The 22,484-nt window shown below is 66.1% G+C and carries 23 protein-coding genes and 2 pseudogenes; 9 read left to right on the forward strand and 16 right to left on the reverse strand.

Features of this window, described 5'->3' with window-relative positions; genetic code table 11:
* Positions 1 to 8 precede the first annotated feature (8 nt).
* From KOI47_RS22815 to merA, 4 genes are all read right to left on the reverse strand, one after another.
* Positions 9 to 818 carry a class I SAM-dependent methyltransferase gene (locus KOI47_RS22815; protein ID WP_216207059.1) on the reverse strand — a complete coding sequence of 270 codons (810 nt, stop codon included), beginning with the start codon at positions 816 to 818 and terminating at the stop codon, positions 9 to 11.
* Between the two features lie 76 nt (positions 819 to 894).
* Positions 895 to 2,574, reverse strand: a complete 1,680-nt coding sequence (locus KOI47_RS22820; RefSeq protein WP_216207062.1) for a radical SAM protein — start codon at positions 2,572 to 2,574, stop codon at positions 895 to 897.
* A 140-nt stretch (positions 2,575 to 2,714) separates the two neighbouring features.
* Positions 2,715 to 3,344 (reverse strand): organomercurial lyase MerB, encoded by a 630-nt coding sequence (merB, locus tag KOI47_RS22825; protein ID WP_216207065.1) that lies wholly within the window; start codon positions 3,342 to 3,344, stop codon positions 2,715 to 2,717.
* Positions 3,345 to 3,368: 24 nt separating this feature from the next.
* Complete coding sequence (gene merA, locus KOI47_RS22830; RefSeq protein WP_216207067.1) at positions 3,369 to 4,784, reverse strand: mercury(II) reductase; 1,416 nt, start codon at positions 4,782 to 4,784, stop codon at positions 3,369 to 3,371.
* 123 nt (positions 4,785 to 4,907) lie between these two features.
* On the opposite strand from merA, the gene KOI47_RS22835 reads away from it, so the two are divergent.
* From KOI47_RS22835 to KOI47_RS22850, 4 genes and pseudogenes are all read left to right on the forward strand, one after another.
* Positions 4,908 to 5,294, forward strand: a complete 387-nt coding sequence (locus KOI47_RS22835; protein ID WP_216207070.1) for an ArsR/SmtB family transcription factor — start codon at positions 4,908 to 4,910, stop codon at positions 5,292 to 5,294.
* A 12-nt stretch (positions 5,295 to 5,306) separates the two neighbouring features.
* A complete protein-coding gene (locus KOI47_RS22840) occupies positions 5,307 to 5,576 on the forward strand; it encodes a hypothetical protein (protein WP_216207073.1) in 270 nt (89 codons plus the stop codon).
* 216 nt (positions 5,577 to 5,792) lie between these two features.
* Positions 5,793 to 5,900, forward strand: a pseudogene (locus KOI47_RS35840) (cation transporter); the annotation flags it as partial.
* Positions 5,901 to 6,267: 367 nt separating this feature from the next.
* A pseudogene (locus KOI47_RS22850) lies at positions 6,268 to 6,534 on the forward strand (transposase); the annotation flags it as partial.
* Here KOI47_RS22850 and KOI47_RS22855 read toward each other — a convergent pair.
* Entirely contained in the window at positions 6,534 to 6,920 is a 387-nt protein-coding gene (locus KOI47_RS22855; protein WP_216207080.1) for a reverse transcriptase family protein, read from the reverse strand. The pseudogene KOI47_RS22850 and the gene KOI47_RS22855 sit on opposite strands and share 1 nt — an antisense overlap.
* Before the next feature lie 1,195 nt (positions 6,921 to 8,115).
* On the opposite strand from KOI47_RS22855, the gene KOI47_RS22860 reads away from it, so the two are divergent.
* The gene (locus KOI47_RS22860; protein WP_216207083.1) at positions 8,116 to 8,823 is read left to right on the forward strand and encodes a DUF169 domain-containing protein; all 708 of its coding nucleotides are present in this window, start codon (positions 8,116 to 8,118) and stop codon (positions 8,821 to 8,823) included.
* Between the two features lie 337 nt (positions 8,824 to 9,160).
* Here the strand turns inward: KOI47_RS22860 and KOI47_RS22865 are convergent, their stop codons facing one another.
* Positions 9,161 to 10,081, reverse strand: coding sequence for an AfsR/SARP family transcriptional regulator (locus KOI47_RS22865; protein WP_216207085.1), 921 nt, complete (start codon positions 10,079 to 10,081; stop codon positions 9,161 to 9,163).
* Between the two features lie 364 nt (positions 10,082 to 10,445).
* Between KOI47_RS22865 and KOI47_RS22870 the strand changes: the two genes are divergently transcribed.
* The 4 genes from KOI47_RS22870 to KOI47_RS22885 all read left to right on the forward strand — a co-directional run bounded on the left by KOI47_RS22870 (position 10,446) and on the right by KOI47_RS22885 (position 14,018).
* Positions 10,446 to 11,129: a TetR/AcrR family transcriptional regulator gene (locus KOI47_RS22870; RefSeq protein WP_216207088.1), complete on the forward strand. Its 684-nt coding sequence runs from the start codon at positions 10,446 to 10,448 to the stop codon at positions 11,127 to 11,129.
* A 197-nt stretch (positions 11,130 to 11,326) separates the two neighbouring features.
* Positions 11,327 to 12,334 (forward strand): ABC transporter ATP-binding protein, encoded by a 1,008-nt coding sequence (locus KOI47_RS22875; protein ID WP_216207092.1) that lies wholly within the window; start codon positions 11,327 to 11,329, stop codon positions 12,332 to 12,334.
* Between the two features lie 8 nt (positions 12,335 to 12,342).
* Positions 12,343 to 13,161 (forward strand): ABC transporter permease, encoded by an 819-nt coding sequence (locus KOI47_RS22880; RefSeq protein WP_216207095.1) that lies wholly within the window; start codon positions 12,343 to 12,345, stop codon positions 13,159 to 13,161.
* Positions 13,158 to 14,018, forward strand: coding sequence for an ABC transporter permease (locus KOI47_RS22885; RefSeq protein ID WP_216207097.1), 861 nt, complete (start codon positions 13,158 to 13,160; stop codon positions 14,016 to 14,018). The genes KOI47_RS22880 and KOI47_RS22885 overlap by 4 nt, the downstream gene beginning before the upstream one ends.
* Before the next feature lie 84 nt (positions 14,019 to 14,102).
* Here KOI47_RS22885 and KOI47_RS22890 read toward each other — a convergent pair whose 3' ends face one another.
* The 10 genes from KOI47_RS22890 to KOI47_RS22935 form a co-directional block, all read right to left on the reverse strand.
* Entirely contained in the window at positions 14,103 to 15,254 is a 1,152-nt protein-coding gene (locus KOI47_RS22890) for a cytochrome P450 (RefSeq protein WP_216207100.1), read from the reverse strand.
* Positions 15,255 to 15,296: 42 nt separating this feature from the next.
* Positions 15,297 to 15,629, reverse strand: coding sequence for a hypothetical protein (locus KOI47_RS22895; protein WP_216207103.1), 333 nt, complete (start codon positions 15,627 to 15,629; stop codon positions 15,297 to 15,299).
* Between the two features lie 75 nt (positions 15,630 to 15,704).
* A complete protein-coding gene (locus KOI47_RS22900; RefSeq protein ID WP_216207106.1) occupies positions 15,705 to 16,886 on the reverse strand; it encodes a cytochrome P450 in 1,182 nt (393 codons plus the stop codon).
* Between the two features lie 87 nt (positions 16,887 to 16,973).
* Entirely contained in the window at positions 16,974 to 18,812 is a 1,839-nt protein-coding gene (gene asnB / locus KOI47_RS22905) for an asparagine synthase (glutamine-hydrolyzing) (RefSeq protein ID WP_216207108.1), read from the reverse strand.
* A gap of 16 nt (positions 18,813 to 18,828) precedes the next feature.
* Positions 18,829 to 19,542, reverse strand: a complete 714-nt coding sequence (locus tag KOI47_RS22910; protein WP_216207111.1) for a 2-hydroxychromene-2-carboxylate isomerase — start codon at positions 19,540 to 19,542, stop codon at positions 18,829 to 18,831.
* A 14-nt stretch (positions 19,543 to 19,556) separates the two neighbouring features.
* Entirely contained in the window at positions 19,557 to 20,303 is a 747-nt protein-coding gene (gene fabG, locus KOI47_RS22915) for a 3-oxoacyl-ACP reductase FabG (protein ID WP_216207114.1), read from the reverse strand.
* Between the two features lie 22 nt (positions 20,304 to 20,325).
* Positions 20,326 to 21,396, reverse strand: coding sequence for a beta-ketoacyl synthase N-terminal-like domain-containing protein (locus tag KOI47_RS22920; protein ID WP_216207117.1), 1,071 nt, complete (start codon positions 21,394 to 21,396; stop codon positions 20,326 to 20,328).
* A complete protein-coding gene (locus tag KOI47_RS22925; protein ID WP_216207119.1) occupies positions 21,393 to 21,761 on the reverse strand; it encodes a DsrE family protein in 369 nt (122 codons plus the stop codon). The genes KOI47_RS22920 and KOI47_RS22925 overlap by 4 nt, the downstream gene beginning before the upstream one ends.
* A complete protein-coding gene (locus KOI47_RS22930; RefSeq protein WP_216207121.1) occupies positions 21,758 to 22,174 on the reverse strand; it encodes a hypothetical protein in 417 nt (138 codons plus the stop codon). Before KOI47_RS22930 ends, KOI47_RS22925 begins: the two co-directional genes overlap by 4 nt.
* On the reverse strand, positions 22,165 to 22,482 hold the full coding sequence (locus KOI47_RS22935; protein WP_216207125.1) for a dehydroquinate synthase/iron-containing alcohol dehydrogenase family protein: 318 nt from the start codon (positions 22,480 to 22,482) through the stop codon (positions 22,165 to 22,167). The genes KOI47_RS22930 and KOI47_RS22935 overlap by 10 nt, the downstream gene beginning before the upstream one ends.
* Between the last annotated feature and the right edge of the window lie 2 nt (positions 22,483 to 22,484).

Here is a 22,484-nt window from a genome sequence, read left to right on the forward strand (position 1 = left end):
GTTGCCGCTCATGTGGGCTTCTGTGCCACCAGCAGGCCGTAGCCGATCACGCCGTCGGCCACGGCCTGCCGGACGAGTTCGGTGTAGCGCAGCACGGCTTCGATGTCGACACCCGCCTCGGTCAACCGGCTGGGTGCGGTCATCCGCAACAGCCGCAGCCGGGCCTCGATCTGATCGATCATCTCGGCGATCGCGCCGTCGTGCCGCTCGGTGTGGATGGTGGTCAACCCGGCCGCGGCGAGGATGTCCGCGTACTGCGCCAAGGGCCGGGCATCGGCGATGCAGGCGATCCAGGCGGTGAGCGTGCGCAGCTGCTCGGGCAGCCCCGCCTCGGTGATCGTCACATCGGTGATGCCGACCCGGCCGCCAGGACGCAGCAGCCGGGCGAACTCGGTGGCCGCGGTCGGCTTGTCCGGGAAGGTGCAGAACGCGCACTCGCAGAGCACCGCGTCGAAAGCACCGTCCGGTAGCGGGATTCGCTCGGCGTCTGCGAGGTGGAACCGGATCCGCCCGGCGAGGCCCGCGGCCTCCGCCGCCGTCCGCGCCCGCCGCACCGTGTCCTCGCCGAGGTCGACTCCGTCCACCGTGGCGTCGTACTCGGCGGCCAGCAGCCGGGTGGTCGCGCCGGAACCGGCGGCGACGTCGACTACCCGCTGCCCGGCACCCAGCCCGAGGGTCGAGGCAAGCCGCCGGGTCAGCTCCAGCCCGCCCGGGTGGTAGGACTCGCCCAGCAACAGCGCCACCGCGTCGCTGCCGTAGGCGGCCGTGCAGCACGCCTTGATCTCCGCCGGGGTGCCGGCGTCGCCTGCGCGGTTCATGGCTCGACTCCTCCTCGCTGCGCTCCTCGGCCCGCAGGCCGGACCTACGATGCTCGCTCGTCGTCGCCTGCGCGGCTCATGGCTCGACCGCCCGGCGCCCGACGTTGGTGCTGTCCGGGGCCAGGGGTCGGACACCGTTACCATTGCCGTTGTCACTGCCCGCCGTGTCCGGACCGCTCGCGACCTTGGACCCGTAGGGCGAGTCCACGACGAGGGGTTGCAGCTCGATCGCGTTCGGCACCACGTCGGCGACGGTGACCCCGGACTGCTGGGCGCGCACCTGTTCGCGGTAGCCGACGGAGTTGTAGGCACAGAACGGGATCATCCGGCCGTCCGGGGTGATCTCCTCCACGCAGCACTTCATCAGCTGCTTGACGTTCAGCGTGTAGGGGTCCTGGAAGTCCTGCACCACGATCATGAACGCCCGCTCGGTCAGTTCGGCCAGCGCACCCGGCAGGTTCACCCCGCAGGCGTCCGCGCAGTCCAGCGCCTCCGCCGTCGCCCGCAACCTGTCCTCGGTGGTCTCGGTGCCCGGGAACGCCGAAGCGCTCCACAGCTTCTCCAGCGCCTCCCGGATCGCATAGTCGGGCACCACCCGGTTGGACACATAGTCCAGATAATCCTCCACCCGCAACAACCGGGGAATCGGCACCACCCCGAAACCCGGCTCGCCAGGGGTTCCCTCGGTCAGCAGGTAGGTGATCGAGCGGCAGGTAGGAAAGCAGCACGGCACCGGGAAGAAGTCATCGGTGCGGAACCAGTCCGGCCGCTGCCGCGCGATCAGTTCCAGCACATCGGAATTGGTCAGCCGGGTCAGTGGGTCGAACTCCACATGCCGCCCGGAATGCGTCACCGGCTGGAACGACACCGACCGCACCGCCGGATGCCCCAGCCCGAACTCGATGATGTCGCCGAGTTCGTGCTCGTTCAACCCGCGCTCCACCGCGGCCACCAGGGTCACCGTCAGCCCGGCCTCGGCACAGTTGTCCAGCGCCTGCCGCTTGCGCTCCCGCAGGTCCTTACCCCGGATCTCCCGATGGGTGCGCTCATCGAACCCGTCGAACTGTAGATAGATATTGATCGACTTGCCCTCCCGTCGCCCACCATCACCCTCAACGGAGGCACTTCGTGCCGCTGCGCCTTTGCCGTTGCGCTCCCCCAGCGCGGCCACGAACCGCCTGTCCGTGGCCAGCCGGATGCCGTTGGTATTCAGGTTGACGTTCCGGATCGGCTTGGCCTGGGCCAGATCGATGAACTCGAGAATGTTCTTGTGGATGGTGGGTTCCCCACCGGAGAACATCACCACCTCGGCCTCACCCTCCGACTCCACGAACACATCCAGCATCCGATCACACTGCTCCACCGTGATCGAATACCCATCCGGCTGATGCCCCGAATCGGCAAAACAAATCGGGCAGTCCAGGTTGCACGCCGTGTTCACCTCAATGATCCCCAGGCACGCGTGCTGCTTGTGCTCCGGGCACAACCCACAGTCCGAGGGGCAGCCGTCCTTCACCTCGGTCTGGAAGGTCAGCGGGATCGTGCCCGGCTTGTTGAACCGCGCCGAGGACAGGTACGCCTGCGCGTCCCCGTACACCAGCGCCTCGAACGGCCCGTGCTGTTTGCAGCGCTTGCGCAGGTAGACCTTGTTCTCGCGAATGTTGACCTGCGCGTCCACCACCACTTTGCACACCGGGCAGATGCTCTTGGTGTACTCGACGAACACCTCGCCCCGATCCCGCTTCCGATCCGACACCGGCCGCTCCTCGACATTGGTGATCGTGCAGAGTCCAGCTCAGCAACGATCGTGCCGGAACGCATCCCGAATGTCAGCGCGCGGACACTCGGCGGGCCGCACCGGCGCTTCGCCGCCCGCGGGCGCGGCCGACCAGGTGATCAGGACGGCGGCGTCGTCTCTGGCGGCGCGACCCGTTGGCCGAGGTCGTATGCCTCAGCGATGGGGAGGGCAGCCGCTTCGGGGTGCCGGTCAAGCCACGGACGCGCCGTCTCGGGGCCGGCGAAGAAGTGCACGTGATGACAGAAGGCGGTGCGCACGGAGGTGAGGTCGTCCGGCGTGACCAGCGAGACGACGGCAGTGCCGGGATCGACGCTGGTCACGCCGGTGCCGTCGACCGTGAGGCGGATGGGTGTTCCGGTGGCATGGCACGGGGAGGTGACCCGGGCCGGCTGGGCGAGAAGCCGCGGGTAGATGAGGGTATCCATGGCGCACCAGGTGTAGAGCACGTGCCCGTCGATCTCGAACTGGTGTGGGGTGGGGCGCAGGGTGAGACCGGCGCCGACGATGCGGCCGTGCTCGTCGTATTCGATGTCCGGCGCTTCGGCCAGCGCTTGCCGCACCTCGTGTACCGGCCGACCGTAAGCCTCGGCCAGGGTCTCGACCTCGACAGGTTCGCCGTGGGCCAGTAGCCGCAGCAGTGGCGCACCGTGCCAGCCGTGGGCGGTGTTGCGTTCGCAGCCGAACACCGCGTCCACTGTGGCCGCAAGCCGGTCGCGTTCGGTGGTCATGAGAAGCCTTTCGGGTGTGGTGGGTCAGGCGGCGCAGCAGGAAAGCTTGGTGATGTCGCGAGTAAAGGTTTGGGCGGCGAGTTTGAGGGCTTCGGCCATGGTCAGGTACGGGCACCACAGCTCGCCCATCTCGTAGACGCTCATCCGGTTGTGCAGCGCGTAGACGGCGGTGGCGATCACCTCGCCCGCGCCGTCGGCGAGCACGTGGGCTCCGAGTAGCCGCCCGGTGCCGCGTTCGGCGACGAGCTTGACCAGCCCGCGGGTGTCGCGGTTGACCAGGGCGCGGGGCACGTGTTCCAGCGGCAGCACCCGGCACTCGCAGTCGTAACCCCGCGCCGTGGCCCCGGCTTCGGTGAGCCCGGCCGCGGCGACTTGGGGACCGGTGAAGGTCACCCGCGGCAGGTGGTGGTAGTCGAGCCCGCGTTCGGCGTGGTGGAAGGCGTTGTCGACCACGACCGCGCCGTGCGCGCCGGCGACGTAGACGAACTGCGGATGCCCGGTCACATCGCCTGCCGCCCAGATCCGGGGGTTGTCGGTGCGCAACCGCTCGTCGACGACGATCTCGCCGCGCTCACCGACGCGCACCCCGACGGCATCCAGCCCCAGACCGCCGGTGACCGGTTTGCGGCCGGTGGCCATCAGCACCTCGTCGGCCCGCAGCCAGCGGGTACATCCTTCCGCGTCGCGCAACTCGGCCACGACCTGCCCACCCTCGCGGCGCACTTGGCTGAGGACCGTGCCCGTGTGCACGCCCATCCCCTCGTCCAGGAGGATCTCGGCGAGTGCGGCGGAGAGCTCGGGTTCCTCGGTCGGCGCCAGCCGGTCCCGCATTTCGACGACCTCGACCCGCACGCCGAGACGTGCGAACAGTTGTGCCTGTTCCAGCCCGACATAGTTGCCGCCGACCACCAGCATCGACCCGGGCAGAGCCTGCAGTTCCATGGCGGTGGTCGAGGTCAGGTGGCCCACCTCCGCCAGCCCGTCCACCGGCGGCGTCCATGGTGCCGAGCCGGTAGCAATGAGATAGTGCTCGGCCTCGATCCGGCGCGCCCCTCCCCCGGCGAGCGCGACCTCCAAGACCGGACCCTCGCCGAACCGGGCCTGGCCGGCGACGATCTCCCAGCCGTACTCCGCAGCCAACCCGGTGTACTTCTCCTGCCGCATCCCAGCCACCAGGTCGGCTTTCCCCGCGATCAGCTCGGCGAAGGCGACCTCCTCCGCGCCGGCCCGAACCCCCGGGAACCGGTCGGCCGACAGGGCCACCTGCCGGGCCTCGGCCGCGGCCAGCAACGCCTTCGAGGGCACGCACCCGGTGTTCACGCACGTGCCACCCACGATGCCGCGCTCAACCATCACCACCGAACGGCCCGATCGCCGCGCGGCGATCGCGGCGGCGAACGCTGAGCCTCCGGAGCCGATGATCGCCAGATCGAAGGCCATACCCGTCACCTCGTCTCCACCCGGAGGTAGCGGTCTACCTCGTCATATTCGCCTCTGCGGATGTATACTGCCTCATAGTATCCGCCTTGGCGAATATGTGAAGGATGGTTGGAGGAACGCCGCATGAGCGAGGCCGCGGGCATCGCCGCCGGTAGCGGGCTGCTGGGCGAGGGGGACGAGGTCGGCACGGTGGCGAAGTTCTTCCGCGCCCTGGGTGACCCAAGCAGGCTGCGGCTGCTGGAGTTCCTGCTCGACGGCGAGCACAGTGTCAGCGACTGCGTGGCCCACATCGGGCTGTCCCAAGGGCGAGTATCGACCCACCTGGCATGTCTGGCCGACTGCGGCTACGTCCAGGCCCGCCGCGCAGGCCGGTGGTGCTACTACCGAGTGGCCGACCCGCGAGTGGCCGAGCTGGTGATGCTGGCCCGCGCGCTGGCCGCGGACAACTGCGCCGCCCTGGCCACCTGCGAGCGCATCGACGGCCCCCAGACCGCGCCGAGGCGGAACTGAGCGAGGAGACCGATGGCCACGACGAACAAGCGGGGTGTGCTGACCACGCTCGGACTCGGGGCGGTACTGGTGTTGTGCTGTGCCGCGCCCGCCCTGATCGCCGCGGGCGCGCTGGGCGCGCTCGGCGCCTGGCTGGGCAACCCGTGGGTCATCGGCGCCGCCCTGGCCGCGGCGGTCGTCATATGGCGGATCCACAGGCGGCACCGGCGCGGACACACCAGCACCCGTGATCCGTCCGATCGTTCCCACCCCGACGGCAACGACCGGCCTTCCGGCCCGTAACAGCCGTTCCGTACCCGTTCGTGATCAGGAGCGTTCATCTCCGAGCCGCCCCGCGGCCGCTGATCATGGTCATGCACTGGCCGGTATCGGTCGCCGGGCGCTTCCTGTGTTGACCTTCCCCCAGGAGCAAGGTCATACCGTGCCACGACGACATGAGAAACGCAGGTCACAGACCTAGGAGGCGTTATGGGCATGGTGGAGCTCCACGTGCGGGGCATGGAGTACGGCGCGTGTGCACAGCGGGTGACCGCGGTGCTGAAACGGGTGGACGGGGTGCGTGCGGCGACCGCCGATCACACCTCCGGCCGGGTGGAGGTCAGCGTGGGCGCGGAGCTACCCGACCGGGAGGTGCTGGTGGAGCGGATCGAGGCGGCAGGCTTCGAGGTGGTCGAGGACGTTTGTGCCATGACGACCGCTGCCGAGAACCGTGCCCGGCTGTGGGAGTCCGAGCCAAGCCCGCGGGAGGGGCATCGGCGGATCCGCGCGAAGCTCGCGGGGCTGCACTGCTCGCTGTGCACCGGCACGATCGGGGACTGTTTCAAGATCGGTGGGTTCGGCCGACACGCCGGGCTGAGATCCGGCGGGATGGGCACGAAGTGTGATGACTGTGGATGTCGTGACGAGTGGGGCATCGAAGAAGAAGACCGACGAGGCCGCTGCGGCGGGCGCACAGCACAAGCTGGCTGCGGAGATGATCAAGCAGGCGCACGAGCAGGGCCTGGCCCTGACCGGCCCCGACGGGCTGCTGGGGCAGCTGACGAAGACGGAGAGGACCGAGCACCTCGGCTACGACAAGCACGACCCCGCTGGGCGGGGCAGTGGGAACTCCCGGAACGGAACGCGGTCCAAGACGATGCCGACCGAGATCGGCCCGGTCGAGATCGAGGTTCCGCAGGATACCGACTCCTCGTTCGAGCCGCAGATCGTGCGCAAGCGTCAACGCTGGCTGGCCGGCGTTTAGGAGACCGGCAGAAAGTCGGTCTCAAAGATCGGTTCCAGCACCAGCTTCAACGCCTCCCGAACCACCCGATCCGCGATGGTCGGAATGCCCAGTTTCCTGAGCTTCCCCGAACCACCCGGTTTCGGGATGCTGCGCTCACGCACCGCAGCGGCCGGAACGACCCCTCCTTGACCAGAGCACGCAGCTCGTCCAGGAACCCCGGGACCCAGGCGCTGCTCGACATCGGCGGCGGTAACACCATCGACGTCAGGCGTGTTCGCGCCCCGGTTACCCGCAACCCGGACAAACGCCATGATCAACGTCGCCGGGGCATACACGAAGTTGAACACATCATCGAACCTGCGACCAGGATCGGCCGCCCAACGGTGAAGCTTGGCCTGCATCTCCGAGACCCGCTGCCACGGCCCCTTCGGGGCCTCGGCCGGGGCACCACCATTCGATGGTACGTCTTTCGGCCTCACAGCCACCATCTCCTGTCTATCCGCTGTCGCCCTTCCCCATACACCGGGATTCCCCGGCCCGGAGTACTACGGCGACTTCGCCCCACTCCAGGCCGACCGGTTGACGGTGAACCCAGCACACCCACAATGGGCTTGTGGACCCGGGTGGGACCCGAAGTGGTTTCCCGTGTTCACTGTGGTTCGCTTGATCGAAGAGGAGCCCGACTCTGCCCCAGCGGCTTCGCCACGACTACGCCGCAGACCTTGAGCGCAGCCTCCCGGAGGCCCGTTCCAAGATCCACCCGAAGTGTCGGTCACCGACACGAAGTTGCCCCACTACAAGGGACACGCACCGCACCTCGCCCATATCCACCAGATTCGAGCCGATTCAGCGTGGTGGGACGTTACGACATCGGTTCCTCGCGTACTCCTCTCGATCCCGCTCACCGGACCCGCGTCATCTGGCAGTACTGACACGCCCCGGCTTTGCCAGAACTGCTCCCACCCTCCCGGCACCTCCCGGATCAGGCTGCCCTCAGCTCCTATCGGGCCGCCGTGACCACCCAGCGGCGATGGTCTCTCACCTCCACTCAAACCACAGCGCCTCACGGCGATGAACCCGCCGCTCAACGCCTTCACCACAACGTTCGGTGATCGCTGGCCAGCGCCCAGAAGTACTAACCAGCAACGCCGAACCCACCGATTCCGTTACAGACCCCACGCAAGCTGAACCTTGCGGGAAGCCACTAGCCGACCTCCGGTCCTAGTGCCGCATCAAGCAACGTTGCCTAGCTAATCGCCCGAAGAGCCCTGAACGTGGCGTTCGAGACGTCAGATGTCTCGGATGTGCCGTTCGCGACGGTGAGCGTCCGGAAAGCCACGTTCAGGGCACCCCCGGCGGGCAACCCGTAACAGCGGCAACGTTCTGTGCGGCGGCACTAGCACGGTACGGAGTAGTACCGCTTGAGACTTCGCCTCACACCGCAATGACGGTGACGTTATTCGCGCATGACGGCCGCACGACGCGTCTGGTGCACCATCACATTGCGCGGTTGCGCGCGGGACTTGTCTCCCGCGCGCTCAGGTCCGCCAACCGGCCCGAACCCGATACCCACGCACTGAAGGATTGGCTGCATCTATGAGCAACTTGGCTGCCGCCCAACGACTCACCACGGCACTCACGCTGGATCTACCGCCTATCGGACTCACCTTCACAGATACCCCACCGGCGGACATCCCCGGTCCTGCCCACGAGGTGACCTCGGCTTGCGCATTCTGGCGAATGGCCGAGCAACGCGTCTTCTATGCACCAGCCGAAACCCACAACAACTGCCCTATTGGTGCGATGGTGATGGGGTTCCCCCTCACCGAACAACTCAAGGCTCAACTCGACGACCTGGTGGTCTCGATGTGCGACTGCTCCTACCTCAAAGCCGAGGAAGGAGACAAGATCCCCAGCATCCAGCCCTCGACCGCCGGTATCCTCTACGGTCCCCTGGCCGACCTACCCACCGCACCCACGCTGGTTCTGTTCTGGCTCGCTCCTCGCCAGGCCATGCTGTACAACGAGGCCGCAGGAACCGCCAACTGGACTCACACCTCCATCCTGTCCAGTGGCAGACCCGCCTGCGCCGCCCTGCCCAGCGCCCTTTCCAGCGACGCCCCCGCCATCTCATGGGGCTGCATGGGTATGCGCACCTTCACCGAGATTCCCGATGACCAGCTCCTTGCCGCCGTACCCGGCGCCCGCCTGGATGCCCTGCTCGACGACCTGGACAAGGTCATCGCCGCAAACGAAACCATGAAGATCTTCTACGAACGCAAGAAGGCCGAACTCGCCACCTGACCCACCCGCGGGTGCGTCGGGGTCGCGTAACGAAAGCTTGTCGCACCCCCAGTGGTGTATTCGGATAGTTGCCGTGCGGGTCTGCCCAATCGGCTGTGTCCGATGCGGCGCGGCCGAACGCGGGCGCTCTGGCCGTGGCTCAGCACGGCAGCGCCCCGGACATCGCCCGGCTACCCGAAGGCTTTGACCCCCAGAACTGAAGCCTCCCAGCGGAGCCGAACGATCTTGGCACGATCATGGTCACGCACACCGGCGCTCGCTGGGATTCTCGCTGCAGAAGCGAAGCGGGGATAGGCTGGGCATGTCCTGTCGGCCGAACGCCACATGGCCGGATTGATCAGCCGTCCGGACAGACGAACGCCATCGGATCTTCCTTGCATCCTTCAGGTGCCGCCTCGGACGGTTCTCCGTGCCGACCTTCCTCCAAGATGCGCAGGAAATCCTCGGAAGGAGTCACGCCAAGCTCGGTCTGCAGAAGTTGACAGTATTCCTGGTAATGTCTGTGCGCCTCGAACTGGCTGCCTTCTGCAAGATGTGCCTTGATCAGCAGCCGGTAGGCGCTTTCCCGGAAAGGATCAGCTCGCACGGCGGCAAGGGTCGCCTCGATGGCCGCGCCGTACCAACCTGCCTCGAGCACGTTTCTCGCCAACACTTCCAACGCGTGCACACGCAGCTGACGGAACCGTTCGCGCTCGGTGATCAACCACTCGGCGTCGCCGATGTCCGGTGCGATGTCCTGGTGAAGATTGCAGCGCAACGCGACCTGGAGAGCATCGGGCCCCAGGTCCGCGGACTGGTGGATCAGCCGGTACGCGACGTCGAAGGCTTCCTGGATATCCACCGTCACCATCGGCGAGAGTCGTACGTCGTAGAAAGAAGCCTCGACGGCCTCGTCGCACCCTTGCTGAAGCCGCCAGAGCATGGATCGCAGGTTTGCGGCTGCCCTGCTACCCCGAGCATCCGGCCATAACATGCCGGCGACCTGTGCACGGGGAAGATGTCCCGAGTTGATGCCGAGCAGCGCCAGCAACCGCTGACTCGTCAGGCCGAGCGGAACAGATCGCCCGGCCACCGAGAGGTCGAACTGGCCCAGCAGACGCAACGAGATCGGGCGCGCTGGGCCGGCGCTTTTCTCGGGAAAGTCCGGACGGCTGTTGAATGCAGTGCTGTCACGGCTCGAAAAATGATCACGCGACATCGCTTGCCCCCATACCAGAATAGCGCTTGCCAAAGATTTGCCTATCCGGAAGTATGACATCAATCGGGCAGCCGGTCCATAGCACAGAACGAACCGTACGACCAATTTCCATGCATGTCATCGCGCCCCGACGATGATCGAAAACATCGCGTTACCCAGTCAGAACCGAGTACCCGCCAGCCTGTTTGGACAGTAGAACCCACCCCGCGCACCGGAACTGCTCGCCGGGCTCGGCATCGCTCGTTCAACACGCAGGCTTATTAATAAAACTTACAGCATACACTTATTGTTCAATAATACCTGGTCACTCGCGTACGGTCAACTACACGAGGCACCCGGCCAGACAACGGATGCGATACTCACGACTACTGGCGTACACGTAAGCTGGGGACCTAAGTCGAACCGATCAAGCGCGGGAGGCCTCGTGGACGCCGGCGCCGAGCCAAGGGAGCCGCTCAGCCGGGCACGTATTCTGCAGGTTGCCCTCGACTACGTGGACAAGCACGGCCTCGAGGCACTCAGTATGCACAAGCTGGGCGCTGAACTCGGTGTCAAGGGCATGTCGCTGTACAGGCACATCCAGGGCAAGGACGGCCTGCTCGACGGCCTCGTCGAGGCCATGTGGGCCGAAGTAGTCCTACCGGAGGAGACCGCAGACACCTGGCAGGCCGAGGTGCGAGCCTTCGCCCAGTCCCTACGCGAGATGGTGCACCGACACCCGGAAGCCGCGCGACTGCTTACCAACCGGCCGATCATGCCTACCCAGGCGCTGGAGTACTTCGAAGCGTTCGCGGGGCGCCTGTGGGCGAGCGGAATCTCGCATACCCGCGCGCTTCAGCTGATCCGTACACTCATCTCGTACGCGCTCGGCTTCGCCTACTTCGAGCTCACCTGGGCGGACAACGGCGACAACCAGCGCAGCACCGAACCTGACGATGGGCTGCGAGCCTTCCAGCATGTCAGCAGAATGGTCCCCGCCGGCACCTCCGAGCACCTGCTTCGGTTCGCCTTGCAACTGTGCACGGGTTGCGACATGGACGCTCAGTTCAGTGACTCCGTCAACATCGTGCTGAGTGGAATGGAATCCGGCGACGGCCAGCGCGACTGATCACTTGTATCGTTCCGCTCACCGGCCGCGCGTGACGCTTCCGGGGCACTACGACGCAGCACCTACTTCCATGCGGCAGGACGAGTCCGCCCAGCTGAGCAGTGAAGACACCCCGCGACACCATCCCCTTTCGCCAGCTCAGTACAACATTGACGGTGAAATGTATACGCCATAAGCTTGCGTCATATACTCGCCGAGTGAACGAGGTGGAGTGGATGCTTGAGGCGCACCAAGCCAAGGAGGGGAGGGCTTCTAGGGTGCAGACGGCCCCGGCGATCGAGCTGCGTTCCTTATCGAAGACCTACGGCCGAGGCAGCAGGGCCTTTCCGGCCGTGCGCAGCCTGTCGGTCAGCGTTGCACCGGGTGAGGTGTTCGGGTTTCTCGGCCCGAACGGCGCGGGCAAGACAACGACGATCAAGATGTTGGCCGCGCTGCTCCTGCCGACCAGTGGCTCCGTCCACATCTATGGCTACGACGTCCAACGCCAGCGCAGTCGGGCCGTCCAGCAGATCGGCGCGGTATTGGAAGGCTCCCGCAACATCTACTGGTCGCTGACCGCTGTTCAGAACCTGATCTACTTCGGCCGACTGAAAGGGCTGCGCACCGCCGAGATCAAGCCGCGTGGCGAGTGGCTACTTCAGGAACTCGGGCTGTGGGATCGGCGCAACCAACAGGTCGGTGGGTTCTCCCGAGGTATGCAACAGAAGGTGGCGATCGCCGCGGCCCTGGTCACAGACCCACCCGTGCTGCTGCTAGACGAACCCACCATCGGTCTCGACGTCGAGGCAGCACGTACCGTCAAGCAGTGGGTGCACCGGCTCGCCAAGGAAGAGGGCAAGACAATCGTGCTCACCACCCACCAGCTCGCCATGGCCGAGGAGCTCAGCGATCGGGTGGCAGTCATCAAGGACGGTGAAATCGTCGCTGACCTACCCACCGGCGATCTGCTCGATCACTATGCCGAGAATCGCTTCGAGGTCCGCATCGGCGTGCCGGCCGATGTGGTGCCCGCCGAGTCGTTTGGCAACCTGCAGATCGAGGCATTCGCGCCGGAACAGACCAGCATCTTGCTCCCAAGTGAAGATCAGCACGTGCTGTACACCGTACTAGCCACCGCGAGGGAGAAGTCTCTGCCGATCGTCGCGGTGAACCGAATTCGGCCCAGCTTGGAAGAGGTCTTCGTCGAGATCGTCCGGGGAAAGTGACCATTACCATGACCGTGCCCTCGCCAACCAAAGCCAGCCGAGCCGGGTTCGTGCGGCGCATGATCGGTAACGAGATCCAAAAGGGCCTGCTGATCACCTGGCGGCACCGGGCAACCGTGATTCCCCAACTCGCCTTCGTAACCGGGCTGTACTGGACGATTCAGTTCTTCGTCGGTGGTGGCACGATCGTTCCGCAGCTCGCGGCCCAGACTCTCATCGGCTACCTCGCCTTCGTTGTCGCCTACATCGCTCTGGTGCGAATGGCCGGCGGGCTGCTGGAGGAGGTGTTCTCCGGAACCTTCATGCAGAGCCTGCTCAGCCCACTGCGGCCGTGGGTGCTCACCATCGGGAGGCTGCTCGGCGTTCTCGCGGAGGGTGTGCTGAGCGCCCTTGTGGTCGCCGTGCTGTTCGTACCTCTGTTCAGCCTCAAAATCACGTTCCAGTTGGATGTCGTGTTCCCCGCTGTCCTGGTACTGGTCGAGGCTGCAGGCTTCGCCTTGTTCATCGGTGGCCTGGCGCTCGTCGTGAACGCGATCGGCGCGATCACTCACGTGCTATGGACCATGCTGGTGATGATCAATGGCTCGTTCATTCCGGCCGACGTCTTCCCGATCTGGCTGGAGATCGTCGCCAAGATCTGGCCAACGACGCTGTCCGTGGAGATCGCGAATCACGTCCTGTTCGAGGGTGCCGGCCTGGGCGAGCTGTGGGCCGACTTCTCGTTGCAACTTGCCATCGGGCACGCCGCAGTCATGTTGTTGCTGGGCTGGGCGGTGTTCCAAGCCGCCGTCCACCATGGCCTGAAGATTGGGAGGCTCGGACCGTGAACACGACTACCACCGAGACCTTTCCCGCTCGGCGACGGCTCGGCAAAGCGATGACGGCTATCGGCAACGAGATCGTCAAGGGCTTGCGGCACGGCTGGGCCGAGCGTACGCAGATCGTGATCGAACTGCCGATCTTCGTGACATTCATGCTGTTGCTCGGCTTCATCGTCGGCCAGGGCGACCGCATCATCGAAGGCCGGATGACCTGGTCCATGGACCCCTCGAAGGCCGCATGGCTGTTCCTCGGATTCTCCGTTTACATGCTGGTCTATCTCCAGATCCAGAAGATGTTCTGGCGCACACTGGCCGAGATCCAGACGGGGACCCTTGAGCAGACCTACCTCAGCCCGCTGCCGTCATGGGTGGCCACCATCGTGGGCAGGGCGTTATCGGCGATCATCGAGGCGGGGCTCGTGATCGCCGTCATGTACACCGTCATGGACCTCGTGATCGACCTTCCGCTGACGTGGCGGCTGGACGCGCTGATACCGGTCGCGTTCGTCCTGCTGAGCGGAGCTGGATTCGCCCTCATTATCGCCGGCCTCACCCTGGTGTTCAAACGCATCGAGATGTTCAACGACCTCGTGCTGCTACTGCTCTTGTTCGTCAGTGGCGTGGTCATCGCAGAGGACGGGTTGCCGGAACCGCTGGCTGCCATCAGTCCCTACGTGTTCCTCACGCATCCCGTCGAAGGCGTACGACGAATCATGTTCGAGGACCAGAGCATGCTCCTATGGGGTACGGGCGGCTATGTCTGGACGGCCGTCAGCACCGTGGGATGGCTCGTGGCGGGACTGGTGATCTTCCACGCCTGCGAGACGTATGCCAAGCGTGCGGGTACCCTGGGACAGTATTGAGGCCCCGCTCCTGCTTCGCCGCTGTGGAGACCGAACGCACCAAGCTGCGCCTCGCAGCGTCCCGGTTCGGAACCCGCTGAACGCTCACGAACTGCGTAGCAGTACGGGGAGCCGCTCCAGCCCGACGATACCTTCGTCCACCTCACTGAAGGTCACCGGTTCGGCCAGGGCCAGATCAGGGAAGCGGTGAAGCAACGTGCCGATCGCGACCTCGCCCTCGACCTTCGCCAGGCGCGCGCCGATGCAGAAGTGGATACCATGGCCGAACGCCAACTCATGGCAGGCACCGCGGTGGATGTCGAAAATGTCCGGGTCGGCATACTTGGCGGGGTCGTGGCCCGCCGAACCGGTGAGCACACGGACGTGACTCCCCTCCGGGATGATCGTGCCACCGATCTCGATGTCCGCGGTGGCGTACCGCGTCACCGAGGCAGCTGGAGTCACGTACCGCAACAACTCGTCGACCGCTGACGGCACCAACCCCGGATCGCGACGGACCTGGTCGAGCTGCTCCGGGTGCCGCAGGAGTGTCAAGACGCCGTTTCCGATCAGCTGCACGGTGCTGAGACCCGCGAACAGCACCATCACCGGCATCGACACGAGCTCGTCGGTGCTGAGCCGACCGTCGGCGTGAGCCTCGATGAGGCCGCTGACCATGTCCCCGGCCGGCTCGCGGCGCCGAGTCTCGATCAACTCGACGGCCACCTCGTAGGCCACCTCCCCCGGGAGGGCAGGCGGGGCGTCCCTTGCCGGTAGCAGCCGGTCGGTGATGTGGTTCGGGATATCGAGTAGCGCGCACAGCACGCGCACCACCATCGGGAACGCGAATGCCCTGATGAGGTCTGCCCGCTCCCGGTCGGCGATAGTGTCCAGCAACTCATCGGTGATCTGCTGGACCCGCGGGCGCAGCGACTCCAGGCGCTTGGCTCCGAAATCCCCCGCAATCAGACGGCGTAGCCGGGTATGGTCCGGAGGGTCCGCGGCGATCATGGACCGGTTCAGCACTCGATCCGCGGCGTTGGCGATGGCTGCGAAGGCGTCCTGGTCGACGAGGCGAGCGGCGGCGCAGTCGGTGGGGTAAAGCCCCCGGTTGCTCAAGTTATGGTCGGACAGCGCGGCCACCACATCGTCGTACCTGGTGATCAACCACCAGTCCTTACCGTCCGCGCTTTCCTCAGCACTGAGTAGCCGCACCGGCCCTGGCTCGTCGTCCTGAAACACCCGGACCTTAGCCATCCATTGCCTCCATAGCGATGTCGTGAGTACCAGGATGGGCACTCACGAGGACAGACATTGCTCGTCGCGGGGAGTCTGGGCGAACTGCACCCAGGCGTGCGGCGGCCCCGTCAACCGGTCGTCGTTGTCATGGATCTCGGCGAGCACCTCGAGCACGCGGCGGACCAGACTGGCGCGCTGCTGGGCCGTGGTCGCTCCCTCGGCCAGCGTGATGCGCACGGCATATCGCGGCACCTCGCCTTCCTTCACCGGCTCACCGCCGACAAACCAGTGCTCGATGTCGCGCCACACCAGCCAGGACAACGCACGTACCTCATCGGTGTCCGGTAGCCCGGCTGCGGAGTTCGTCTCGACGGCAATTCGGGAGCTGATCACGCTTCGCTGCTCGTCGCCGACGGTCCCTGACGGTGCGAATATCTCAACGAAAGGCACGAGCCCTCCCACATCGTGTCACGCGGGGTCAGCCGTAGCCTTGAGCCACACGACAAGCCGTTCGACGCCGAGGACACCGGCTTCGAGTTCGCCGACCTGCGCCGGCTCGGCAAGGGCGAGTTCGGGGAACCGATGCAGCACCGTACCCAGCGCGACCTCAAGCTCCACCTTGGCCAGATGTGAACCCAGGCAGTAGTTGATGCCATGCCCGAAGGCCAGCCCGTGCCCGCCGCGGTGGAGGTCGAGACCGTCCGGGTCGGAGAACATCGCCGGGTCACGGTTGGCCGAGTTCATCACGACGCGGACATGACTTCCCTTCGGGATGGCCGTACCACCTATCTCGAGGTCCTCGCGAGCGAACCGACTCACCGAGGACACCGAGCCGACGTACCGAAGGAGTTCATCGGTCGCCGCGGGAATCAACGTAGGATCCTCTCTCAACTCGGCCAGCTGGTCGGGGTTCTGCAGCAGGGTCAGCACGCTGCTCCCGATCATGTGCACGGTGGTCAGGTAGCCCGCGATGAACAGGATCAGCGGTAACGCGTGCAGTTCCGCGCAGCTGACCTTGCCTTCCTCGTGCGCGGCCACGAGTGTGCTGATCATGTCGTCGTCGATAGGCTCACGACGCCGCGTCTCGATCAGCTCAACGGCCGCGGGCTGCGCCACCTCGATGGGAATGACCGGCTTGCTGCCCTCCTCCCTGGTGAGCAGCCGCGTCCTGATCGGTTCGGGAATGTTGAGCACCTCGCACAGCACATGTACCGGCAGTGGAAACGCGAACGTCTCGACCAGATCCACCTTGTCCCGCGCCGCAATAGCGTCCAGCAGCTCGTCCGCGATCTGCTGCACACGCGGGCGAAGCTCCGCCAGGCGTTTCGCGTTGAAATAACGGACTACCTGCTTTCGGACACGCTCGTGCACCGGCGGATCGAAAACGAAGAACACCTGGCTGCGCAGAATCTCGGTGGCGGTCAGCTCCTCGCCCGAGCCGTGCTCCTTGTCCACGAGGCGCGAGAACGAGCATTCCGCGGAATCGTCAGGACGAAAGCCTTTCATCCGCAGGTCCGGGTGGTTGAGCGCCTCGACGACGTCGTCGTACCTCGTGACAAGCCACCGAGGAGAGGAATCCGGGCTCTCGTCTGCTCTTTCGAAGCGAACCGGCCCTGGCTCGATCCCTTTGTACGTGGGAACCGAATTCATGCGGGCATCCTCCAGTGACCTAGCGGCAGTGCGTCCGACCGTAGAGAGGGGGCCGTCACTCACGCGTCACACCCACGTCGTGAGCTTCTAGAGATCGAGGGTGATCTGGTTGGCAGTGAGCCACACGTTGAGCCCGAGAGCCGTCTCGATGCCACCCCGGTCGTACTGCCTGCTCACCTCCTCGACCGGTCGGCGCAGGAACTCCCGCACGCGGTCGCCGTCGAGCAGCGGTAATACCGGGGCGTCGCCCTCGGCAACGAGTCCGGCCAGCTCGTCCCGGATTCCCTGCGCGTATCCGGGATGATCGGTCATCGGGTATCCACGTTTAGCCCGGTTCCGGACCGATCCGGGCAGCAGATCCGCGGTGGCGGCACGCAACAGGCTCTTCTCCCTGCCGTCGAAGGTTTTCATCGACCATGGCACGTTGAACACGTACTCGACCAGCCGGTGGTCGCAGAACGGCACGCGAACCTCCAGGCCGGACGCCATGCTCATCCGGTCCTTACGATCCAGGAGCACCCGTAGGAATCGGGTGAGCGTGAGGTAGCAGAGCTCGCGCATGCGTCGTTCGATCCCGTCCTCCCCCGGCAGCACAGGCGTCTCACCGACCGCCTCCCAGTAACGCATTCGGCGATAGCCGGGTATGTCCAGCTTGCGCAGCAGTCCCCGATCCAGCAATGTCGTCCCGTCGAAATAACGGCCAGGAGCACCGATCCACGGGAACGCGTCCTCCCAAACCGACCTTGGGTCGTGGAAGAAAGGGTAGCCACAGAAGACTTCGTCCGCAGCCTCGCCGGAAAGCGCCACCGTGGATCGTTCTCGGACGGCGCGGAACAGCAGGTGCAGCGAAACCCACATGTCGCCCCAGTGGTTCAGTGGCAGATCCATCGCCCGCTGGACCGCCGCCCGCACCCCGGTGTCCAGCAGCCCGCGGTTGTCCAGCAGGACCTCGTTGTGCTCGGTGCGTGCATACCGCGCCATCTCGCGCGCGAACGGCGGGTCAGCCGTGTCCGGCGCGGGTTGCACGTTGTCGGCCGGTTCGAAGTCGACCGCGAACGTGCGCAGCCTGCCGGCGCCGCCCGCGGCCAGTGCTGTGCCGGCCATCGCCGCGACAGCGGACGAGTCGAGACCACCGGACAGCAACGAGCACAGCGGCACGTCCGAGACGAGCTGGCGGGTCACGATGTCCTCCAGCAGCTCACGGACGGTGCGGATGGTGGTCGGCAGGTCGTCGGGGTGCGGCCATGCCCGCAACTGCCAGTATCGACGCCGGTGCAGGCCGGAACGATTCACCCGGACCAGCTCGCCCGCCAACACCTCGTGCATCCCGGCGTAGATGGCGTGTCCCGGCGTCTTGACCACGTCCAGGACTTCGCGGAGCCCGTCGATTTCCACCGTCCGGGAAATGTTGGGGTCGGCCAGGATCGCTTTGGGCTCCGAGCCGAACAGCACGCCATGCCGTGTCGGAAAATAGTACAGGGGCTTGACACCCATCCGGTCCCGCACCAGCAGCAACTCCTCGCGGACGGGATCCCAGATGCCGAACGCGTACATGCCGTTGAGGTGGTCGACCAGCTCCACTCCCCAGTGGAGATAGGCCCGCAGCACTACCTCGGTGTCGCTGGTGGTGTGGAACCGGTGACCATACGACTCCAGCTGCCCTCGCAGCTCGCGGAAGTTGTAGACCTCGCCGCTGTAGGCCAGCACCGCGAGTTCCCGGCCATGCTCCACGGCCGTCATGGGTTGCTTCCCACCCTCGATGTCGATCACCGACAAACGCCGGTGCCCCAGCGCCACATGGCGATCCATCCATAGCCCGCCGTCGTCAGGACCCCGGTCAGCCAATGTATCCGTCATGGCCTGCGCCGTTTCACGCTCGCGTGTCAGATCGCGATCGAAGTCGACCCTGCCGGCGATGCCACACATGCCAGACCTGCCTTTCTCAGCCACATCCACCCGCATGGCCGTCGTCCCCAGCGGCCATCGCGACTTCCGCACCGACTGCATCGGCATTCCGTTGCACGCCGGCCACTCCTAGTGATCGCACGTGCTCGACGAACATCTCCAACCGATCGATCCCCCAGAATTGCTCTCCGCCGTGTACGAAGAACGGGACGCCGAACACTCCATCGCGGTACATGGCCATGAGACTGTCCGTGCCGGCCTCGACCAGGGCGGGGTCCTCGGCGGCCCCGGCCAGGCGTGCGCCGTCCAGCCCGAGCGTCTCTCCGATCTCGGCCACAACGGCCGGATCCGAGATGTCCCTGCCCTCCTCCCAGCGTGCCCGGCAGACCGCGGTCGCGAAACCCTCGCCGCGACCGGCCCCCTCGGCGACAAGGTAGGCGAGGTGGGAAACCTCCCAGCGGGGGGATCGGTCGACCGGCCACACCACCCGCAGGCCCCGCGCCGACGCGAGACGCCGCACGTCGCGGAGGGCGTACAGATGCTTCTCTCTGGACATGGGGGTGTAGAGGTAACGACCACCCGCCCTGATGAGCAGCGCTTCCGATTCGGGATCCGGGTCCCAAGCCGGCCGCCACTCGAGCACGTCGAGCAGATCTGCGTGACGGGTATGCAGGTCGTGCAACGCGAGCCAGGAATACGGGCTGCGCAGGCTGAAGTACATCCGTGGTCGCCAGCCGGCGCGCGATGCCATGCCGTCGTCTCCTTTCACAGCCTGATGCCGCCGTCGACCGGAAACACCCCGCCGGTGATGTAGGCTGCCCGGTCCGATCCGAGGAAAGCCACCAGCTCGGCGACCTCTTCGGGCCTGCCCCAGCGGGCCAGCGGGATCCGCCGGGTCAGTTCGTCGCGGCCCTGGCTGCCTAGACCCGCTGTCATATCGGTGGCAATGAGGCCCGGAGTGACCACATTGACCCTTATCCCGTACCCACCAACCTCTCGGGCGAGGGCTTTGCTCAGCCCGATGATGCCAGCCTTGGACGCGGCATAGTTGGCCTGACCGGCGTTTCCCTCGACGCCGGCGACCGAAGAGATCGTCACGATGCTGCCGGACCGGCGCTTCATCATCGGGAAGATTGCCGCGCGGCAGATATGGAACGTCCCGGTAAGGTTGGTGTCGAGCACCTCGTCCCATTCGTCATTGGTCATCGTGACCAGGTTTTTGTCCCGGGTGATGCCCGCCGAGGCGACCACGGTGGTGATCGGCCCGAGCTCGCTCTCGCTAGCGACGACGAAATCCTGCACGGCCTGCGGGTCCACGAGGTTCACCCGCCTGGCGAGAGTCTTCGCCCCGGCCGCACCGGCCACGGCGGCGACTTGGTCGGCCGCCTTCTCCGCCACTCGATAGCAGAACGCGACATCGTAGCCGCCGACGGCAAGTTTGCCGACGACGGCGGCGCCGATGCCTCGGGAGCCACCCGTTACCAGAGCCACGGGCCGGGTATCCGAATCCATCGCCTTCCCTTCGAAACCGTTGTCACCCCGGTGGCAACCGAAACGCGACGATCCCGGTGGCCCCGTCCCGGTCCACTGAGGCCACCAGTGCCAGCCGGTCGTGCGCGGCAGGCTCGGCAGCGGCATGGCAAAGCACAGCGGCCACATGCAGGGCGGCCGCAGCCGCTCCGGTGTCCGCCAGCTTGCTGGCCAAGGTGATCCTGCGCGGCAAAGCCTTGAACACTTCCCTGAGCCTGGCGTCCGCCGCACCGGTAAGGTCGCCAGCGAGCGCCCACACGTCGGTGGTCGAAGCGCCGGCCCGTGCCAACACCGACGTAGCACAGTCCGCGACAGCCGCCGGAGTCTCGGCATCGTTCGCGGGCACTCGGAAGGCGGTGCCCAGCAGGTAGGCCAGCACCGGGCGTCCCGCGTCCCGCGCGTCGGCAGGCGACTCCAGCCTGACCACCGCGCAGCCCTCGCCGAGTATTGCCGATCCATCGTTGCCCCCGCGCTTTCGCTCCAGCCATACCCGCAGCGGCGTGAGCTCCTCGACAGCCCCGCACAGGACGGTTCTGGCGTGCCCCGCACGATGCAGCCTGGCGGCGTACCGTAGCGCAGAGATTCCCGCGACGTGCCCACTTGCGATCGTGGCGTTCGGCCCGCGCAGCCCGTGCCAGATCGCGGCCTGCCCCGCTGCGCGGTTCATGACCGCGTTGGGAAAACGTGCAGGATCAACCAGATGGGGCCTGTCCTGGGTGAAGGAGTCACGCGTGAAGTCCATCATGGACTGGACGCTGCCGGTAGTAGTGCCGAGTACCAGGCCGGTGCTGCCCGCGTCGAGCCCGTGGCCCTGCTCCCGCTCACCGTCAACCATCCTGGCCACGGTCAACACAGCGAGACCGGTGACGCGGTCCATTGACCGGGTGTTCTTGCGCCCGAGGGCCTCCTTGACATCGAAGCCCGGCACCCTGCGTGCAAGCTCTCCCCGCGCATCATCGTTCGCCTGGCTGTTCCGGCCGGTCCAGCCGGGCAAGATGCCCTCGTTGAACGCCAAGGCTCCGATTCCCGCCGCGCTGACCGCGGACCATCCGGATATGACGAGTGGACCGCTCACAGGAACCACACCTTGTCGTACTCGTGCCAGCTGGTAGCCAGTTCGGCAATGTCGGCGGTAACGACGCCGTCCAGCAAAGCATCATCCGTGTGGCCGGACGCCGCCAGATCGTCTCTGTCCACCCATACCCTGCTCCCGGTCCGTAGCAGGGTCCGCACCCGACGCGCCGAATCCAGCAGCGCTCCCGACCCGTCACCGGAAGGCGAAAGGCCAAGGGCACACATCACAGCTGGCCCACAAAGCACCATGTCGACGGCGCCCAGGCCGGTGCGCAGGCCGACACAGAAGTCGACCGGGTCGGCGAATATCCCGCCGCCGTCGCCAGGGTGGCGCTCGACAATCGCAAGAACCCGCGACGTCATCATGACCCTCCGATATAGACTGTCTTCACCGCGCCGTCGACGAACTCGCCGAAGTTTGCGAACCCCGGTTCGGTGAGCACGCCAGGGATGTGCTCGGCGCAGCCGCACTCGTCACTGCACGACTGGCAGGCCACCCACGAGAATCGATCCGGATACTCGGCGACCAGTTCGCTGATCAGATCCGCTGCAGGTCGTTGGCCGCTCTGGCGGCAATCGTCGCCCGACTCATCCGGCGCGGCCGTGGTCGCGGTGAGCGTGTTTGCCACGCCGCATGCCCACACCTGGACAGAGTGACCGCTGCGCAGCGTGGCTTCAATCAGCCGCCGCACCGTATCGAACCGCTCCGCACCGTACCGGTCATTCGCCACGACCAGCAGCAGATCCCACTTGCGCCCAGCGCCAACCATCAGTGCCACACCACCTTGACATCGGGATCGCACAACAACGACGTGATCTCGTCCACGGACGCCGCCACCACGCCGGGGGCCAGTTGTGTACCCGGAATGTTCCGCTCGGCGAGGGAGACCTTGTCGGCCCGGATACTGGCGCCCGCCCGCACCGCGCGCGCCAGGTCTAGCCGGGATCCACGAGCGGACCGGACACCTTCGTCCACGAGGAACACCACTGTCGGTATGCCCGCCGTGGCCAGCTGGGCCGCGGCACGCAGGAGGCGGCCGCTCTGCTGTGCGGCGTCCCGGCTCTCCACAAGAAGCTGTGTCGTCATCG

It is taken from the genome of Amycolatopsis aidingensis, assembly GCF_018885265.1.
In the GTDB taxonomy this organism is placed as follows: Bacteria; Actinomycetota; Actinomycetes; order Mycobacteriales; family Pseudonocardiaceae; genus Amycolatopsis; species Amycolatopsis aidingensis.

Excerpts from the sequence above, each read along its gene's own strand:
- KOI47_RS22860 (WP_216207083.1), top strand. The coding sequence starts at position 8,116 with ATGAGCAACTTGGCTGCCGCCCAACGACTCACCACGGCACTCACGCTG.
- merA (WP_216207067.1), bottom strand. The coding sequence starts at position 4,784 with ATGGCCTTCGATCTGGCGATCATCGGCTCCGGAGGCTCAGCGTTCGCC.
- fabG (WP_216207114.1), bottom strand. The coding sequence starts at position 20,303 with ATGGATTCGGATACCCGGCCCGTGGCTCTGGTAACGGGTGGCTCCCGA.
- KOI47_RS22890 (WP_216207100.1), bottom strand. The coding sequence starts at position 15,254 with ATGGCTAAGGTCCGGGTGTTTCAGGACGACGAGCCAGGGCCGGTGCGG.
- KOI47_RS22910 (WP_216207111.1), bottom strand. The coding sequence starts at position 19,542 with ATGGCATCGCGCGCCGGCTGGCGACCACGGATGTACTTCAGCCTGCGC.
- KOI47_RS22880 (WP_216207095.1), top strand. The coding sequence starts at position 12,343 with ATGACCGTGCCCTCGCCAACCAAAGCCAGCCGAGCCGGGTTCGTGCGG.
- KOI47_RS22865 (WP_216207085.1), bottom strand. The coding sequence starts at position 10,081 with ATGTCATACTTCCGGATAGGCAAATCTTTGGCAAGCGCTATTCTGGTA.
- merB (WP_216207065.1), bottom strand. The coding sequence starts at position 3,344 with ATGACCACCGAACGCGACCGGCTTGCGGCCACAGTGGACGCGGTGTTC.
- KOI47_RS22835 (WP_216207070.1), top strand. The coding sequence starts at position 4,908 with ATGAGCGAGGCCGCGGGCATCGCCGCCGGTAGCGGGCTGCTGGGCGAG.
- asnB (WP_216207108.1), bottom strand. The coding sequence starts at position 18,812 with ATGTGTGGCATCGCCGGCAGGGTCGACTTCGATCGCGATCTGACACGC.
- KOI47_RS22900 (WP_216207106.1), bottom strand. The coding sequence starts at position 16,886 with ATGAATTCGGTTCCCACGTACAAAGGGATCGAGCCAGGGCCGGTTCGC.
- KOI47_RS22815 (WP_216207059.1), bottom strand. The coding sequence starts at position 818 with ATGAACCGCGCAGGCGACGCCGGCACCCCGGCGGAGATCAAGGCGTGC.
- KOI47_RS22855 (WP_216207080.1), bottom strand. The coding sequence starts at position 6,920 with ATGCAGGCCAAGCTTCACCGTTGGGCGGCCGATCCTGGTCGCAGGTTC.
- KOI47_RS22935 (WP_216207125.1), bottom strand. The coding sequence starts at position 22,482 with ATGACGACACAGCTTCTTGTGGAGAGCCGGGACGCCGCACAGCAGAGC.
- KOI47_RS22840 (WP_216207073.1), top strand. The coding sequence starts at position 5,307 with ATGGCCACGACGAACAAGCGGGGTGTGCTGACCACGCTCGGACTCGGG.
- KOI47_RS22925 (WP_216207119.1), bottom strand. The coding sequence starts at position 21,761 with ATGATGACGTCGCGGGTTCTTGCGATTGTCGAGCGCCACCCTGGCGAC.